9 protein-coding genes are annotated in these 14,773 nt (G+C 72.4%); 3 read left to right on the forward strand and 6 right to left on the reverse strand.

What is annotated here, in order from left to right; all coding sequences use genetic code 11:
* Positions 1–9: 9 nt before the first annotated feature.
* The 4 genes from KHP12_RS15205 to KHP12_RS15220 all read right to left on the reverse strand — a co-directional run bounded on the left by KHP12_RS15205 (position 10) and on the right by KHP12_RS15220 (position 7,440).
* Entirely contained in the window at positions 10–729 is a 720-nt protein-coding gene (locus KHP12_RS15205; protein ID WP_086884601.1) for a class I SAM-dependent methyltransferase, read from the reverse strand.
* On the reverse strand, positions 726–3,341 hold the full coding sequence (locus tag KHP12_RS15210; protein ID WP_246643117.1) for a SpoIIE family protein phosphatase: 2,616 nt from the start codon (positions 3,339–3,341) through the stop codon (positions 726–728). The genes KHP12_RS15205 and KHP12_RS15210 overlap by 4 nt, the downstream gene beginning before the upstream one ends.
* A gap of 774 nt (positions 3,342–4,115) precedes the next feature.
* Positions 4,116–6,470, reverse strand: a complete 2,355-nt coding sequence (locus KHP12_RS15215; RefSeq protein ID WP_372455299.1) for an MFS transporter — start codon at positions 6,468–6,470, stop codon at positions 4,116–4,118.
* 526 nt (positions 6,471–6,996) lie between these two features.
* Positions 6,997–7,440 carry an SRPBCC family protein gene (locus KHP12_RS15220; protein WP_037958771.1) on the reverse strand — a complete coding sequence of 148 codons (444 nt, stop codon included), beginning with the start codon at positions 7,438–7,440 and terminating at the stop codon, positions 6,997–6,999.
* 159 nt (positions 7,441–7,599) lie between these two features.
* On the opposite strand from KHP12_RS15220, the gene KHP12_RS15225 reads away from it, so the two are divergent.
* Positions 7,600–8,652, forward strand: coding sequence for an Rv2578c family radical SAM protein (locus tag KHP12_RS15225; protein WP_086885150.1), 1,053 nt, complete (start codon positions 7,600–7,602; stop codon positions 8,650–8,652).
* A 38-nt stretch (positions 8,653–8,690) separates the two neighbouring features.
* Here the strand turns inward: KHP12_RS15225 and KHP12_RS15230 are convergent, their stop codons facing one another.
* A complete protein-coding gene (locus KHP12_RS15230) occupies positions 8,691–9,371 on the reverse strand; it encodes a HEAT repeat domain-containing protein (protein ID WP_211833060.1) in 681 nt (226 codons plus the stop codon).
* A 394-nt stretch (positions 9,372–9,765) separates the two neighbouring features.
* On the opposite strand from KHP12_RS15230, the gene KHP12_RS15235 reads away from it, so the two are divergent.
* Positions 9,766–11,604 (forward strand): 3-hydroxyacyl-CoA dehydrogenase family protein, encoded by a 1,839-nt coding sequence (locus KHP12_RS15235; RefSeq protein ID WP_086885148.1) that lies wholly within the window; start codon positions 9,766–9,768, stop codon positions 11,602–11,604.
* A gap of 115 nt (positions 11,605–11,719) precedes the next feature.
* Positions 11,720–12,544 carry a TetR family transcriptional regulator gene (locus tag KHP12_RS15240; protein WP_086885147.1) on the forward strand — a complete coding sequence of 275 codons (825 nt, stop codon included), beginning with the start codon at positions 11,720–11,722 and terminating at the stop codon, positions 12,542–12,544.
* 294 nt (positions 12,545–12,838) lie between these two features.
* Here KHP12_RS15240 and KHP12_RS15245 read toward each other — a convergent pair whose 3' ends face one another.
* Positions 12,839–14,689: a glycoside hydrolase family 97 protein gene (locus tag KHP12_RS15245; protein ID WP_086885146.1), complete on the reverse strand. Its 1,851-nt coding sequence runs from the start codon at positions 14,687–14,689 to the stop codon at positions 12,839–12,841.
* Positions 14,690–14,773: the final 84 nt, after the last annotated feature.

The following is a 14,773-nucleotide window of genomic DNA, read 5'->3' on the forward strand; positions in this document are numbered from 1 at the left end:
CACGTCGGGCTACGCCCGCGAGACCACGAACCAGCGGGCCGGCAGATCGACCCGGGAGCCGTCCGGCCACTGCTCCGTCTGGGCCAGGGCCGTCGGGCCGTCGGCCAGTATCTCAAGACCGGCCTCCGCCAGCACCTCCGGTACCTCCTTGTCCGCCGCGTCGGCCGGCCGCAGCCCGTGGTCGAAGACCCGGCGCAGCTTCGGCGGCGGACCGCCCGGGCTCGCCGCCAGCTCCCTCAGCACGGCCTTGGACCCGGCGGTCAGCTCCACGACGAACCCCCGCCCGCGCCGCCCCAGCAGCGTGGCCACCGCCTCCGCGACCGGACGCCGGTCGGCGGCGTCACTCTGGTGGATGACGGCCCGCATATACACATTCGTGTCGCCGAGCCGCCGGCCCAGGTCCGCCACCGCGGCCGCGTCCGTCAGGCTCAGCCGCCGGTACTCCGCCGCGCCCGCCGGGTCGGCGCGCCGTGCGTGCTCCACCGCGGCCTGGGCCAGATCGACGCCAAGCGCCCGCCCGAAGCGGGAGGCCAGATAGCGGGTCTGGGTGCCGTTGCCGCAGCCCAGGTCGACGATCGGCAGCGAGGTGTCGGCGTGCGGGGCGAGCAGGTCCAGGTGCGGGGCGGCGCTCAGCGAGGGGTCCGCGTCCCAGATGGCGTCCCCCGGGGCGTCCGAGGTCTCCCGCCAGTAGCTCTCCCACGCCTGCCGGTAGCGCTCCGAGACGCTCATCGCCGCTCCCCTGGGTGTGCCAACGTCTGCTCGGCCGGATGCGTCGTCGTCTGATCGGCCGGGTGTGGCAACGCCTGCTCGGCCGGATGCGTCAACGTCTCGGCCCGGTGTGTCAACGCCTGCTCGAACCACACCGTTTTACCGCGCCCCGTGCGGCTCGTCCCCCACTCGCGCGCCAGTTTGCTGATCACCCGCAGCCCGCGCCCGCTCTCGGCGTCACGGTCCGCGCTCAGCAGCGCCGGCAGTTCGTGGTCGTCATCGGTGACCTCGCACAGCAAGGCGTCGGTGCGCACCAGGCGCAGCCGCACATGGTGGGTGTGGGCGTGCCGTATCGCGTTGGTCACCGCCTCGCTCACCAGGAGCTCGGCGGTCTCCACGGACTCCGGCAGCCCCCACCGCAGCAGCCGCTCGCGGACCAGCCGGCGCGCCCGCCCGACCTCGCTGGGGTCCAGCGCGAGCCGCCACTGGGCAACGTCCTCGGCCGGTATGCCGTTCAGCCGGGCCATCAGCAGCGCCACGTCGTCCTTACGGCCGCCACGGCCGTCCGTGTCCCGGGCGGCGGCGGCCAGCGCCCGGATGATGGTGTCGCACGCGTCGTCCATGGACGCCGCCGGATGCGCCGCGGACTCGCACAGCGCGGCGATCCCGGCGCCGATGTCCTGGCCCCGCACCTCGACCAGGCCGTCCGTGCACAGCACCAGCCGGTCGCCGGGCGCCACCCGCACCGTCACCGTCTCGAAGGGCACCCCGCCCACGCCGATCGGCGCCCCGGTCGGCAGGTCCAGCAGCTCGCTGCGGCCGTCCTGGGCCCGCACCAGCACGGGCGGGATATGGCCCGCGTTGGCGACCACCAGCTCCGAGCTGACGGGGTCGTAGACGGCGTACAGACAGGTGGCCAGATAGTGCTCACCGAGCCGCTGGGCCAGATCGTCGAGGTTGCGCAGCAGCTGGGCGGGCGGCAGATCGAGCGCGGCCATGGTCTGCACGGCGGTCCGCAACTGCCCCATCATCGCCGCCGAGGTGAGCCCGTGCCCCATGACGTCGCCGACCACCAGCGCGGTGCGCGACCCGGGCAGCTTGATGGTGTCGAACCAGTCTCCGCCCACCCGGCCCAGCCGGGTCCCGGGCAGATAGCGGGTGGCGGTGTCGCAGCCCGCCATGCGCGGCGTCACCTGGGGCAGCATGCTGTCCTGGAGCGTCTCGGCGACGTTCTCCTGGTAGGTGTACATCCGGGCGTTGTCGAGCACGAGCCCGGCGCGGGCGGCCAGTTCGGCACCGGTCGTGCGGTCCATGTCGTCGAACGGCTCCCGCCCCGGGCGCCGCAGCAGCACCATGAATCCCAGCACCACATCGCGCGCCTTGAGCGGCACGATCAGGATCGACCGGCCGTTGATCAGGGGCCTGAGGTCGCGCTTCTCGAACTGCCCGGCGATCCGGTCGCCCACCTCGTCGCTGATGTGCGGGATCAGCACCGGCTCGCCCGTGACCATGCACTGGAAGAACGGGGTGTGCTCGGGGAACGCGATGCTCTCCCCGACCGGCACGGTGTCGTCCCAGCGGCCCGGTTCGTCGTTGTGCTCGACCCAGACGCGGTGCCAGACGGTGGTGACGTCGGGCGGGCCGTCGGGGAACCCCTCACCCGCCAGGACCTGGGCGCGCAGATGGGTCCCGGCGAAGTCCGCGAAGCGCGGGACGGCGGCGCTGGTAACCTCGCGGATGGTGCGGGCGAGGTCCAGCGAGGTGCCGATGCGGCCGCTGACCTCGTTGAGGAACTCCAGCCGCTCACGGACCGCCGCGTACTCCAGGTCCACGTCGTCGGGGTCCTCCGGCGCGTACTCCGGGTCCACGTCGTCGGGACCAGGCGCACGCTCGGGGGCGTGCGCCTGATCCGGCGCGCCGCCCGCCGCGATCGCGCTCCGGCGTACGGCCTCCTGGCGCGCCCGGCGCTCGCGGTAGCGGGGCATCCCCCAGTCCGGCGTCACCGGGACGCGCTCGTGGTGGCTGATCTCCAGTACCGGATAGCCCAGTTCCAGCACCTGGGCGACGATCCGGCCGGCCGTGGCCGGGCCCATGTTGGGCAGGATGTCCGGCAGCCGGCCGGCCAGCCGCTCGGCGCCGGGGAACTCGGTGTGCAGCGCGAATCCGGGCCCGATCCGGTCGCCGCGCCCCAGCGCGTCCCCGCCCACCCCCTTGGTGTCCGCCGCCAGCACCAGCAGCCGCTCCGGGCCGGGGCCCACCAGCGGATACGCCCACCACAGGACGTCCACCTGACCATGGCCCGGCTCCGCCATACGGGCCCGCCCCGCGGTGGGGTAGTACACGGTGCCGAGCCGCGAGTCGTCGAGCTCCGGACTACCCGTCGCGTCGGTGCGCACCTCGGCGCCGCGTAACGCCCCCGAGACCGGCATCAGGTCGACGGCGGGCCGGCCGACGGCCTGTTGGCGCGTGGGTCCGAAGAGCCTGCGCGCCCCCGAACTCCAGTGTGTGACCCGCCCCTCGGCGTCGATGACGACGACCGCGAGCGGCATCCTCCCGTGGACACCCCTGCGCTGCTCCGGCACCACGGGCGGCTCGCCCCGGCCGTCGTCGCAGCGCGACGTGCCGTACTCCATAGGCGGAAGACTCCTTCGCACGCAAGATCTGCGACAGCGCTACCCACGGTACGGCTGTTGCGGGCGGCTGCGGGAGGCAATACCCGAATAGGTGTCATGTGCGGGTACGTGCGAGGGAGCCGCCGCAGCGCGCCGCCCGGCGGATCTTTCCCCTCCCCGCCCCTTCCCGCTACCAGGGGCCCCGCCCCTGGACCCCGGCACTCGCGGCGGAGCCCCACCGCGCGGCGGGGCCGCGTATCGACGCTACGGGAAGGGGCGAAACCCCGACCCGAGGTCCAGGGCCTGGGGTGAAGCCTCAGCCCGGAGTCTGGGGCGAAACCTCGGCTCGGGGTCTGAGGCGGAGCCCCGACCCGGAGTCTCGGGTCTGAGGCGAAACCCCTGCCCGACGTCTCGGGCGAAACCCCGGCCCGACGTCTCGGGCGAAACCCCTGCCCGACGTCTCGGGCGAAACCCCGGCCCGACGTCTCGGGCGAAACCTCGAGGCCTGGGGCGGAGCCCCGGCCCGGGGCCTGGGGCGGAGCCCCGGCCCGGGGCCTGGGGCGGAGCCACAGGTTCGGTAAGGGGCGGGGAGGGGAACAGCCCGCCCCTTACCGCGGCACGCCGACGCGGCGGAAGACCAGGCGGACGCCCGCGCACATCCGGGCCGTCCGGCCGGGGTCCGGAGGCGGAGCCCCGCCGCGCGGCGGAGCCGCGTGTCGACGCTGTGGGAAGGGGCGGGGAGGGGACAGCCCGCCGTAGGCGTCACGATCCGCCGGACAACCCGCCGGACGCCCCCTAGTCCTCGTAGCCCAGTTGGAGATCGCGCTCCGTACGGCCGCCGCCCGCGATCTGGAGGACCGTCGCCACCGGCGGGTAGCCGGCCGCGATGACCGTGTACTCGCCCGCCGACAGGTCGATGAAGCGGAACGCGCCGTCCTGGCCCGTGGTCGCCGTGTCGACCACATTGCCCGCGGCATCCAGCAGCGTGACCCGGGCGTCCTCCACCACCCGGCCGCCGGTGGCCCGGACGACCCCGCGCAGGACCGCGCCACCGGCCAGTTCGATGTCCTGCCGGGTCTCGCGGGCGGCCTGGACCGTGACGGGGAGGGCGGCGGGGCGGAACGCGGGGGCGCTGGCGGCGAGGGTGTACTCACCCGCCACCAACTCGTCCATCACATAGCCCCCTTCGCGGCCGCTGCGGGTGGCCGCGACGACCTCGCCGCGCACATCGGTCAGGGTGACGGTCGCCTCCCTTACGGGCGTGCCGTCCGCCGTAAGGACGGCACCGGCGAGCCGGCCCGCGCCGCCGAGCACCACGTCCAGCTCGACCGGCCGGTCCCCGACGGTGACGCTGACCGCCCGCGGCTGGTGGCCGCCGGCCGCCGCGATCAGGACGTACGACCCGGCGCCGGGCGTGCTCAGCGCGTACCGCCCGTCCTCCCCGGTGGCGCCGCGCCCGATCTGGCGTCCGCCGACGTCGATGAGGGTCAGGGCCGCCCGTGGGACCGAGGTGCCGTCGTGGTGCTGGACCGTGCCGCAGACCGGGACGCCCGCGGTGGGTGGCGGCGCGGTGGGCGAGGCGGCCGCGGCGTGCCGGGCCTTGGCGCCCGTGCGCGCGGCCGGCACCACGGGGTCGTGCAGATCTTGCGGGTCTTGCTGGACGGCATAGTCGGTGTGGGACACCAGAGGTTTCTCCTTCAGGAGGAAGGCGAGCAGGAAGCCCAGGACGAGCACCGGCACGAGATAGAGGAAGATCCGCGGTATGGCGTGGGCGTACGCCGCGATGTAGCCGTCACGCAGGGCGCCCGGCATGGCGTGCACCATCTGTGGGGTGACCGAGTCGGGGTCGGGCAGACCGGTTCCGTCGCCGCCGCTCCCGTACGCCGCCCCGGAGGGCAGGTCGACCTGGAGGCGGTCGGTGAGCCGGTTGGCGAAGAGCGTGCCGAAGACGGCCGCGCCGACGCTGCCGCCGATCTGCCGGAAGTAGTTGTTGGCGCTGGTGGCCGAGCCGAGGTCGGCCGCGGGCACGGAGTTCTGCACGGCGAGGATGAGCACCGGCAGGACGAGCCCGATGCCGAGCCCGAGGACGCCCATCCACAGGCTGTAGTCCTGGCGGGTGGTGTCCTCCTCCAGCCGGGAGAGCAGCCACATGCCGCCGATGGAGATCAGCCCGCCGACCACGGGGAAGACCTTGTAGCGGCCGGTGGTGCTGATGAGGTGTCCGGAGAGGATGGAGGCCAGCACCATGCCGCCCATCATGGGCACCATCAGCAGCCCCGACTCGGTGGCCGAGACGCCGTCGACCATCTGGAGGAAGGTCGGCAGATAGCTGGCGGCGCCGAAGAGGGCGACGCCGATGACGGCGCCGATCAGCCCGCTGACGCAGAAGACCGAGTCGCGGAACAGCCGCATGGGGATGATCGGTTCGGGGACGACGCACTCCACGACGACGAAGAGGATCGCCGAACCCGCCGCCCCCAGGGCGAGCCCGAGGATGACGCGGGAGCCCCACGCGTACTCCGTGCCGCCCCAACTCGTCAGCAGCACCGCACAGGTGGAGAACAGGGACAGGAACAGCGCGCCCAGGTAGTCGAAGCGGGCCCGCCGCGGTGGCTCCGGCACCTTGAGGACGGCGGCCACGACGGCGAGGGTGAGCAGCCCGAAGGGGACGTTGACGTAGAAGCACCAGCGCCAGGAGGCATGGTCGGTGAAGAACCCGCCGAGCAGCGGCCCGGCCACCGAGGCGAGGCCGAACGCGGCGCCGATGAGCCCCATATAGCGGCCACGTTCCCGCGGGGGAACAATATCGGCCATGATCGCCTGGACGCCGATCATCAGACCGCCGGCGCCCACGCCCTGCACCGCCCGGAAGGCGATCAGCTCCTCCATCGTGCGTGACCAGCCCGCGAGCGCGGATCCGGCGATGAAGACGACGATCGCGAAGACGAAGACGCTCTTACGGCCGATGAGATCGCCCAGCTTGCCGTAGAGCGGCAGGACGACGGTGACCGCGAGCAGGTAGGAGGTGACGGTCCAGGACATCTTGCCCAGGCCGTGGAGTTCGCCGACCACCTCGGGGAGGGCGGTGGCGACGATGGTCTGGTCGAGGGCCGCGAGCAGCAGCGCGAGCATCAGCCCGAAGAAGACCATCCGCACCCGGGGCGGGCTGAGCGGGGCGGGCGCCGGGGCGGCGCCGCCCGCCGGGTGCGGCGCCGCACCCGCCCCGGCGCCGCCGGCTTCGGCTCCGTCGTCCGTTCCGTCGTCGGTGGCGTGGGCGGGAGGGCCCGCCGGTTCGTACCCGCCGTGCTCATGGCTCTCTCGCCGCTTGGGCACGGTGGCGCCGGTGGTCCCGGTGGTGCCGCCCACGTCCTTCTCCCCTCGTCACGTCTGCGCCGCCCATTTCTCGCATCACGCGCAACGGGGGGCAAACAGCGACGAATCGCCGACAAGGGGCCGCGGACGGCATTCGCCCCGGTGAGAGTGTGTACGGGGGTATGCGGAACCGCGGAGAAAACCACCCGAACCGGTGAGTGTGACGCTCGGTCGGGAGACGGGGCAGGGGCGGAACGGAGCCGGGATCAGGACGCCATGGGCGCCATAAACGGCGCCACAATCGGCGCCCTAAGCGGTGTCATAGCCAGCGCTATGAGCGGCGCCCAAAGCAGCGCCATAGGCGCTATTCGGCCGTCTCGGCGGCGAGCTTGGCCAGCAGTTCGTCGTAGATCCGGGCCAGCCCCTTGGGGGCGAAGGTCCGCTCGAAGAAGCCGCCGATACCGGTCGCGCCGGTCCACGTCGAGGTGACGACGACCCGCGACTTCCCCTCACCCGCCGGGGTGACGGTCCAGGTGGTGACCATCGAGGAGTTGCGGTCCTTCTCGATCAGCTGACCGTCGGACGGCTCGGTGACCTCCAGCAGGCAGTCGCGCACCCGCTTGCTGGTCGCCTGGAGCTTCCAGTGCACGACGGTGCCCTCGCCGTCGCCGCCCTCGCGCACCTCGTACTCGCTGAACTGCTGCGGGAGGAGCCGGGGGCGGGTGTCGCGGTAGTCGGCGAGTGCGTCGAACACATCCTCGGGCTTGCCCGTGACGATCCGCTCCGTTGTGGCCTCGACCTGCCCCATCGCATTTCCTTCCGCCCTCGACGTGGCGCCTTCAGCCCTTGACGCCCTGACAGGCGCAAGCCAACCACCTCAGGGGCACCGACCCAAATCCGGGGTTGACGAAAACCAATCAAACATGTGTTCTATTGTGGTAACGAGCGAGCCCCGGAGGTGCCTGCGATGCGCTGGGACAACCTGACCCGAGACGACACGGCGGCCACCCCGGCCCTCTTCGCCGCGGACGCGGTGACCACCCGGACCTTCGACACCCCGGAGTTCCGCGGGATCACCTTCCATGAGATCCGGGCGCGCTCGATCGTCAATCGGGTGCCAGGGGCCTCCCGGATGCCGTTCGAGTGGACGGTGAATCCGTACCGCGGCTGCTCCCACGCGTGCGTCTACTGCTTCGCGCGCAAGACCCACAGCTATCTCGACCTGGACACCGGGATCGGCTTCGACTCCCAGATCGTGGTGAAGATCAACGCGCCGGAGCTGCTCCGCCGCGAGCTGGCCTCCCGCCGCTGGACCGGCGAGCACATCGCCATGGGCACCAACGTGGACTGCTACCAGCGCGCCGAGGGCCGGTACCGGCTCATGCCCGGCATCCTTACGGCGCTCACCGAGCGCGCCAACCCCTTCTCGATCCTCACCAAGGGCACCCTGATCCTGCGCGATCTGGAGCTGCTGCGGCGGGCGTCGCGCGTCACCGACATCGGCGTCTCGGTCTCGGTCGGCTTCACCGACGGCGAGCTGTGGCGCACCGTCGAACCGGGCACGCCCTCGCCCGAGCGGCGCCTGGACGCCGTAAGGACGCTGTCCTCGCACGGGATCCCGTGCGGTGTGCTGATGGCCCCGGTGATCCCCTTCCTCAGCGACTCCCCCGAGCAGCTGCGGGCCACCGTAAGGGCGATCGCGGAGGCCGGCGCCAGCTCCGTGACCCCGCTGGTGCTCCATCTGCGCCCGGGCGCCCGTGAGTGGTTCACCGCCTGGCTCACCCACCACCACCCCCGGCTGCTGCGGCGGTACGACGCGCTCTACGAGGGCGGGTCCTACGCCCCGAAGTGGTACCAGCGGCGGATCACCGGGATGGTGCACGACTTCGCCGCCGAGTACGGCATCGGCCCGTACGCGTCGGGCACCCACCGCAATGTGTCCGAGAGGCCGGACGCCCGGACCGAGGAGCAGCCGGACGCCCCGGCCGACTCGCCGCCGGCCCAGCTGTCACTGCTCTGACTGTCACCACCCTGAGAACCCGCCGCCCCCGCTTCTCCTCACGGCACCCGCGCCTCACCCGCCTTCTCCGCCGCGCCGCCCTGGCCCGCCGACTCCGGCGCGCCCCCGCCCGTGACGGCGCCCTCGCCGGTGATCCGGGCCAGCGCGGCGGCGGCCGCCGCGCTGAGGCGTATGTGCTGGGCGGCGGCGGTCAGGGCGGGGATGGCGCGCTCGTCGCCGATCGCGCCCAGTCCCTCCACACAGGCGCGGGCGATCGCCCAGTGCCGGTCGCGGGCCGCCAACTGCCGTTCCAGGGCGGCCACCAGGGCCGGTACGGACTCGGGGGCCCGCAGCTCCACCAGCAGCCGGATGGGGTGCAGTGAGTACGCGGTGCGCAGCGGGTTCGTGGCCAGAGCGGCGGCGGCCCGCGCGGTGCGCGGATCGCCGAGCCGGGCCAGCACCCGCGCGGCGGTCGCACAGCGGGCCGGCTCGCGGTAGTTGAGCAGGAGGACAAGGGTTTCGAAGGCCCGGCGGTCCTTGGCGCTGCCGAGCACGAAGGCGGCCGTCTCCCGGGCCCACAGCGGCTGCTCCGGCGCGACGAGGATGCGGGCCAGCTGTTCACGCGCGGCGGGGGTGCCCTGGCGCACGAGCGCGAGCAGCGAGGCATGGGCCGCGGTTTCCTGGGGGGTTGAGAGCGAGGCCCGTACCCGCTCCGTCAGCGTCCGGAATTCATCGTCCATACGAGGTCTCCCCTCCCCGGTGGGCCGTGTTCCGGCACGGCCTCACTTTGAGCTCTGGCATCTTGGTTACCCGCGAGTTAATATGGCGACACGAGCAGCACCCCTGCTCCGGCGGCCTGGTGACGCAGCCGCCGTGTGTGACGTCGGTTCGGCAGTTCCAGAACAGCAGTTGAGGCACGGCCCCGGGACAGGGCCGGCCACGTGTCTCCCATGGGCAGTTTCCTCCGTGCGGCGCTGTCCGTAAGGGAGCGTGCAAGCCCTTCCATCGGGGATTTGTGTCAGCCGCGTCAGCCCCCCGCGCGTGCGTGGCGTGAACGGCAGCAGTGGCATGACACGAGCTCCCCTCAGTCGTCACTTCATCCCCGCGTCCGGGGAACACCCTCTGGAGTCCGCGATGGACCGTCTCCCACACACCGGCGTCAGCACTACGTCCCCCTCTGATCTCTCCCCCTCCCGGGCCCCGCTCACTACTGTCGCCGTCGTCGGGCTCGGCACGATGGGCACCGGCATCGCCGAGATCCTGGCCCGGGCGGGCCGCGAGGTGATCGGTATCGACATCAACGAAAGCGCCTGCCGCCGAGCCGTCACCGCGCTCGAGGTCGCCACCGCCCGCGCCGTGCACCGTGAGCGGATCAGCGAGCGGGAGCGGTCCGGGATCCTCGACCGCTTCCGCGTCTCCACCGATCTGCGCGCCGCCGCCGACGCGGAGCTGGTGATCGAGGTCGTGCCGGAGGACTACGACACCAAGCACGAGGTCTTCGCCGAGCTGGACACCGTGGTCAGCCCCGCCGCGATCCTCGCGACCGGCACCAACGCGCTGTCGGTGACCCGGCTGGCCGCCGAGTCCGCCCATCCGGAGCGGGTCCTGGGCCTGCACTTCTTCAATCCGGCGCCCGCGATGAAGCTCGTCGAGATCGTCTCCAGCGTGCTGACCGCGCCCGCGGCCGTCGAGGCGGTCACCGCGCTCGCCCGCGACCTGGGCAAGGAGCCGGTGGCGCTCGGCGACCGGCCCGGGTTCGTCGCCGACGGGCTGCTGTTCGGCTATCTCAACCAGGCCGCCGCGATGTACGAGGCCAAGTACGCGGCGCGGGAGGACATCGACGCCGCGATGCGGCTCGGCTGCGGGCTGCCGATGGGCCCGCTGGCCCTGCTCGACCTGATCGGCGTCGACACCGCCCGCACCGTCCTGGAGGCCATGTACGCCGCCTCCGGCGACCGGCTGCACGCGCCCGCGCCCATCCTGGGGCAGCTCGCCCAGGCCGGGCTCACCGGCCGTAAGGCGGGCCGCGGCTTCTACACGTACGAGGCGCCGGGCAGCGGCACCATCGTCCCGGACGCCGCGACGGCCGAGGTCGAGCACTCCGCGGAAGGGGCGCGCCCCGTGCGCGCCGTCGGCGTCGCCGGCTCGGGCACGATGGCCTCCGGGATCGCCGAGGTCTTCGCCAAGGCGGGCCTGGAGGTGGTGCTGGCCGGCCGGACCCTGGAGAAGGCCGCGGCGGCGAAGGCCCGCATAGGGAAATCCCTGAAAAGGTCGGTGTCCAAGGGGCGGATGACCGAGCAGGCCCGGGAGCAGGCGCTGGCGCGGATCACCCCGGCCGACGCGCTCGACGCGTTCGCCGAGGTGGACCTGGCCGTGGAGGCGGTGGCCGAGGACCTGGTGGTCAAGCAGGAGCTGTTCCGGGTGCTGGACAAGGTCTGCAAACCGGGCGCGGTGCTGGCCACGACCACCTCCTCGCTGCCGGTCGTCGCCTGCGCGCGGGCGACCTCGCGGCCGCAGGACGTGGTGGGCCTGCACTTCTTCAACCCGGCGCCCGCGATGAAGCTGGTCGAGGTGGTGCACACCGTGCTGACCGCAGACGATGTGCGCGCGACGGCGCACGCGGTGTGCGCGGCGGTGCGCAAACACCCGGTGGACTGCGGCGACCGGGCGGGGTTCATCGTGAACGCCCTGCTGTTCCCGTACCTCAACAACGCCGTGAAGATGGTCCAGGAGCACTACGCCACCCCGGACGCCATCGACGCCGCGATGAGGCTGGGCGGCGGCTATCCGATGGGCCCCTTCGAACTGCTCGACGTCGTGGGGCTCGATGTGTCGCTGGCCATCGAGCAGGTGCTGCACCGGGAGTTCCGTGAGCCGGGCCTGGCGCCGGCGCCGCTGCTGGAGCATCTGGTGGCCGCCGGTTGCCTCGGACGCAAGACCGGGCGCGGCTTCCGCGAGTATGCCAAAGCCTGAGTACGCCTCCGGGTGGGGCGGACCGTCTGACTCCGGTTCCCGGTGGGGCGGGCTGCTGGAGCCGTCCGTCGGTCTGCCCCCGCACCGGCACTCACAAGCGTGTTACGTTCCCCACATGTCCCAGCCCGTGAAGGCCACGCGTACGGAGCGTACGAAACGAACCCCCTCGTCCGGCGGCGGTGAGAGCGCGGGAAGCCGCCGCGCCGCCGCTCAGCGTCTGTCCATGCGCCGCAAACTCGCGGCCGCGGCGATGGAGTTGTTCGCGACGCAGGGGTACGAGGCGACGACCGTCGACGAGATCGCGGCCACGGCGGGGGTGGCCCGGCGCACCTTCTTCCGGCACTTCCGCTCCAAGGAAGAGGCGATCTTCCCGGACCACGACGACACGCTGGTGCGGGCGGCGGCGGTGCTGGACGCGGCGCCTCCGCATGAGAACCCCCTGGACACCGTGTGCCGCGGGATCAAGGAGGTCATGCGGATGTACGCGGCCTCGCCCGCCGTCTCCGTGGAGCGCTACCGGCTGACCCGTGAGGTCCCGGCGCTGCGGGAGCGGGAGATCGCCTCGGTGGCCCGCTACGAGCGGCTGTTCACCCGCTATCTGCTGGGCCACTTCGACGAGGGCGCCCACCACGACGGCGACGACGATCCGCTGCTGGCCGAGGTTGCCGCGTCGGCCGTGGTCACGGCCCACAACCATGTGCTGCGGCGCTGGCTGCGGGCGGGGGGCCAGGGCGATGTGGAGTCCCAGCTGGACCACGCCTTCGCGATCGTCCGCGAGACGTTCGGGAGCGGCATCGGGGGCCGCCCCGCCGTGGCCGGCGGGCGGCCCGCGGCGACGGTCTCGGCGAAGGAGGAGGACGAGGTGGTGGTGATGGTGGCACGGACGGACGCGCCGCTGACGGAGGTTATGCGGACGATCAAGGAAGCGTTGCAGCGCTAGCGCTGCGGTTTGGGGTTCGCCGGGTTCGTTGGTCCTGGGCTCGCCCCGGGGCCGAGTGACCCTCGTTGTGGGCTGGGGTCGCCCGCCCATGCGGATGGTTCGGCACCGCCGGACTCCGCCGTCGGGCTTCCCGCCGCCGCGGCGGGGAGTGGGGGGGGCGGCACCCGCCCCCTCCCACCTCGCCGTTGGGGCGGGGACGAGGGCGGCACCCGCCCCTTCCACAGGCCGACCGCGTCGCGGCGGGGATGAGGGCGGGGTCCGCCCCCCACAGGCAGACCCCGCCCTGGTCGCGCCTCAGGCGGTCTTCGTCAGTTTCGCCGCGTAGCCGCCGTTCTTCGGGATGGCCACCTTGAGCCGGGAGGTCGCCGTGACCTCCTGGGTTTCGGTGACGACCTTGCCGTCCGGGCCGTCCTTCCACACCTCGATCCGCCAGCCGCCCTTGCCGAGGAAGCTCAGCGGCTCGTCCAGCGTGCGGGCCTCGCCCGAGGTGATCGCGCCCAGGTACCAGGTGTCGCCGGAGCGGCGGGCCAGGACGGCGCGGTCGCCGGGGTCGCCGTCGACCAGCTTTGTCTCGTCCCACACCGTGGGCACCTGGTTCAGGAACTTCAGCTCCTGCGGCCTGCTCTCGTACGACTCCACGCTGTCGGCGAAGTGCTGCACTCCGGACTCGTAGACGACCGACAGCGCGAGTTCGGCCGCGTCACTCGTGGGCCGCACACCGGTGAAGGTCACCGGGGTGAAGTCCATGGGCCCGATGAGGTTCCGGGTGAAGGGCAGGGTCGTGTAGTGCGCCGCCGGGAAGGGCTGGCGGCCCGGCTTGGGGCGGGTGCCCTCGGCGCCCTTGACCGCTTCGGTGCTCATCAGCTGCGGCCAGGTCCGCTCCTGGCCGCGCGGGATCGTGGCGCCGTGGAAGTTCAGCATCAGCTTGTGCCGGGCGCTGTCCTTGAAGACCGCGTCGTACCAGCGCATCCGGTCCTGGCCGTCCGATTCCAGGAAGTCGATCTTCAGCCCGGCGATCCCCCAGGACTTCCACAGGGGGAACAGCCGGTCCCGCTCGCTCTGCGCGTCGATCGTCTGCCAGCGCGCCCACAGCCAGACGCCGACGCCCTTCTCCTTGGCGTACGCGGTCAGCTCGGGCATCCAGGAGTCGCTCCAGCCGGAGTCCACCAGGATGTACTCCCAGCCCTCGCGCGCCGCGAAGTCCACGAACTTCTTCTGGGCGTCCAGGCTGGTCGGACTCTGCCCGTCCGACCACCAGGACCAGGCCGCCTTGCCCGGCTTGATCCAGGAGGTGTCCGCGACCTTGGAGGGGGCGGCCAGATCGGTCGGCAGATCGCTCTCGGTGACGGTGGCGAGGTCACCGATGACCATGGTCCGCCAGGGGGTGGTCAGCCCGGGGCCGCTGACCTCGGCGGGGTCGGGGAGGGTGAGCTTGAAGCGGTCGGTGGCGGAGTCGAGGGTGAGCCGGGAGCCGCCGTAGGAGCTGTTGAGGTCCGCCTCCTCGATCAGCATCCAGCTGGAACCGATGTGGAAGAGCGACGGATAGCCGTAGTCGCCCGCCTTGGCGTCGGCGACCTTGCCGTGGTCATGGGCGGACTCGTAGTCCTGGCGGCCGTTGTCGTACGGCAGGAGGAAGGAGTCGGCGGACGGCGGGACGGCGTACTCGGTGCTCTCGCCGAGCACGGTGACCGTCCCCTTGTCCGGCAGCACATAGCGGTAGGCCAGACCGTCGGCGGAGACCCGGATGACCACCTTCAGCGTCCGCCCGTCCTTGCGGAAGGTGAAGGTCGACTCGGAGGCGTCGGAGGTGTGGTGGGTGCGGCGGCCGGTGGTGGTCGTGTAGGTCTCATGGACCTTGCGGTCGCTGCGCCCCGCGAAGCGCAAGCCCTTGCTGAAATCGGTCTCGGCGGTGCGGATGCCCAGGCCCGACGGGCGCAGCACGGTGGTGGCGCCATGGCGCGCGGCCAGCGTCAGCGCGCCCTCGTTGTTCAGCTTGAGCTCGCCGCTGACCTGCCCCTTTCCGGTCAGCCGCCAATCCTGCGCACGACCGTCCGATGCCGCCGCCGCCCGGAGCGGCACCAGCACGGCGGCCGCGCAGGCGAGGGCGGCCACGGCTCTGGTGACCTTTGATCGTGCCGTATGCATCGTTCCTCCTCGTTCACCGCATCCTCGATACGGCGCTCGATACATCAGAGCAATCAGGTGCCTTGACGCATCATCAGCCCGTTT

The organism is Streptomyces asiaticus (assembly GCF_018138715.1).
Lineage (GTDB): Bacteria > Actinomycetota > Actinomycetes > Streptomycetales > Streptomycetaceae > Streptomyces > Streptomyces asiaticus.

Bases quoted from the DNA above. Each gene is read 5' to 3' on its own strand.
- KHP12_RS15210 (WP_246643117.1), bottom strand. From the start codon at position 3,341: ATGGAGTACGGCACGTCGCGCTGCGACGACGGCCGGGGCGAGCCGCCC.
- KHP12_RS15215 (WP_372455299.1), bottom strand. From the start codon at position 6,470: ATGGTCTTCTTCGGGCTGATGCTCGCGCTGCTGCTCGCGGCCCTCGAC.
- KHP12_RS15235 (WP_086885148.1), top strand. From the start codon at position 9,766: ATGGACCGTCTCCCACACACCGGCGTCAGCACTACGTCCCCCTCTGAT.
- KHP12_RS15240 (WP_086885147.1), top strand. From the start codon at position 11,720: ATGTCCCAGCCCGTGAAGGCCACGCGTACGGAGCGTACGAAACGAACC.
- KHP12_RS15230 (WP_211833060.1), bottom strand. From the start codon at position 9,371: ATGGACGATGAATTCCGGACGCTGACGGAGCGGGTACGGGCCTCGCTC.
- KHP12_RS15245 (WP_086885146.1), bottom strand. From the start codon at position 14,689: ATGCATACGGCACGATCAAAGGTCACCAGAGCCGTGGCCGCCCTCGCC.
- KHP12_RS15205 (WP_086884601.1), bottom strand. From the start codon at position 729: ATGAGCGTCTCGGAGCGCTACCGGCAGGCGTGGGAGAGCTACTGGCGG.
- KHP12_RS15225 (WP_086885150.1), top strand. From the start codon at position 7,600: ATGCGCTGGGACAACCTGACCCGAGACGACACGGCGGCCACCCCGGCC.
- KHP12_RS15220 (WP_037958771.1), bottom strand. From the start codon at position 7,440: ATGGGGCAGGTCGAGGCCACAACGGAGCGGATCGTCACGGGCAAGCCC.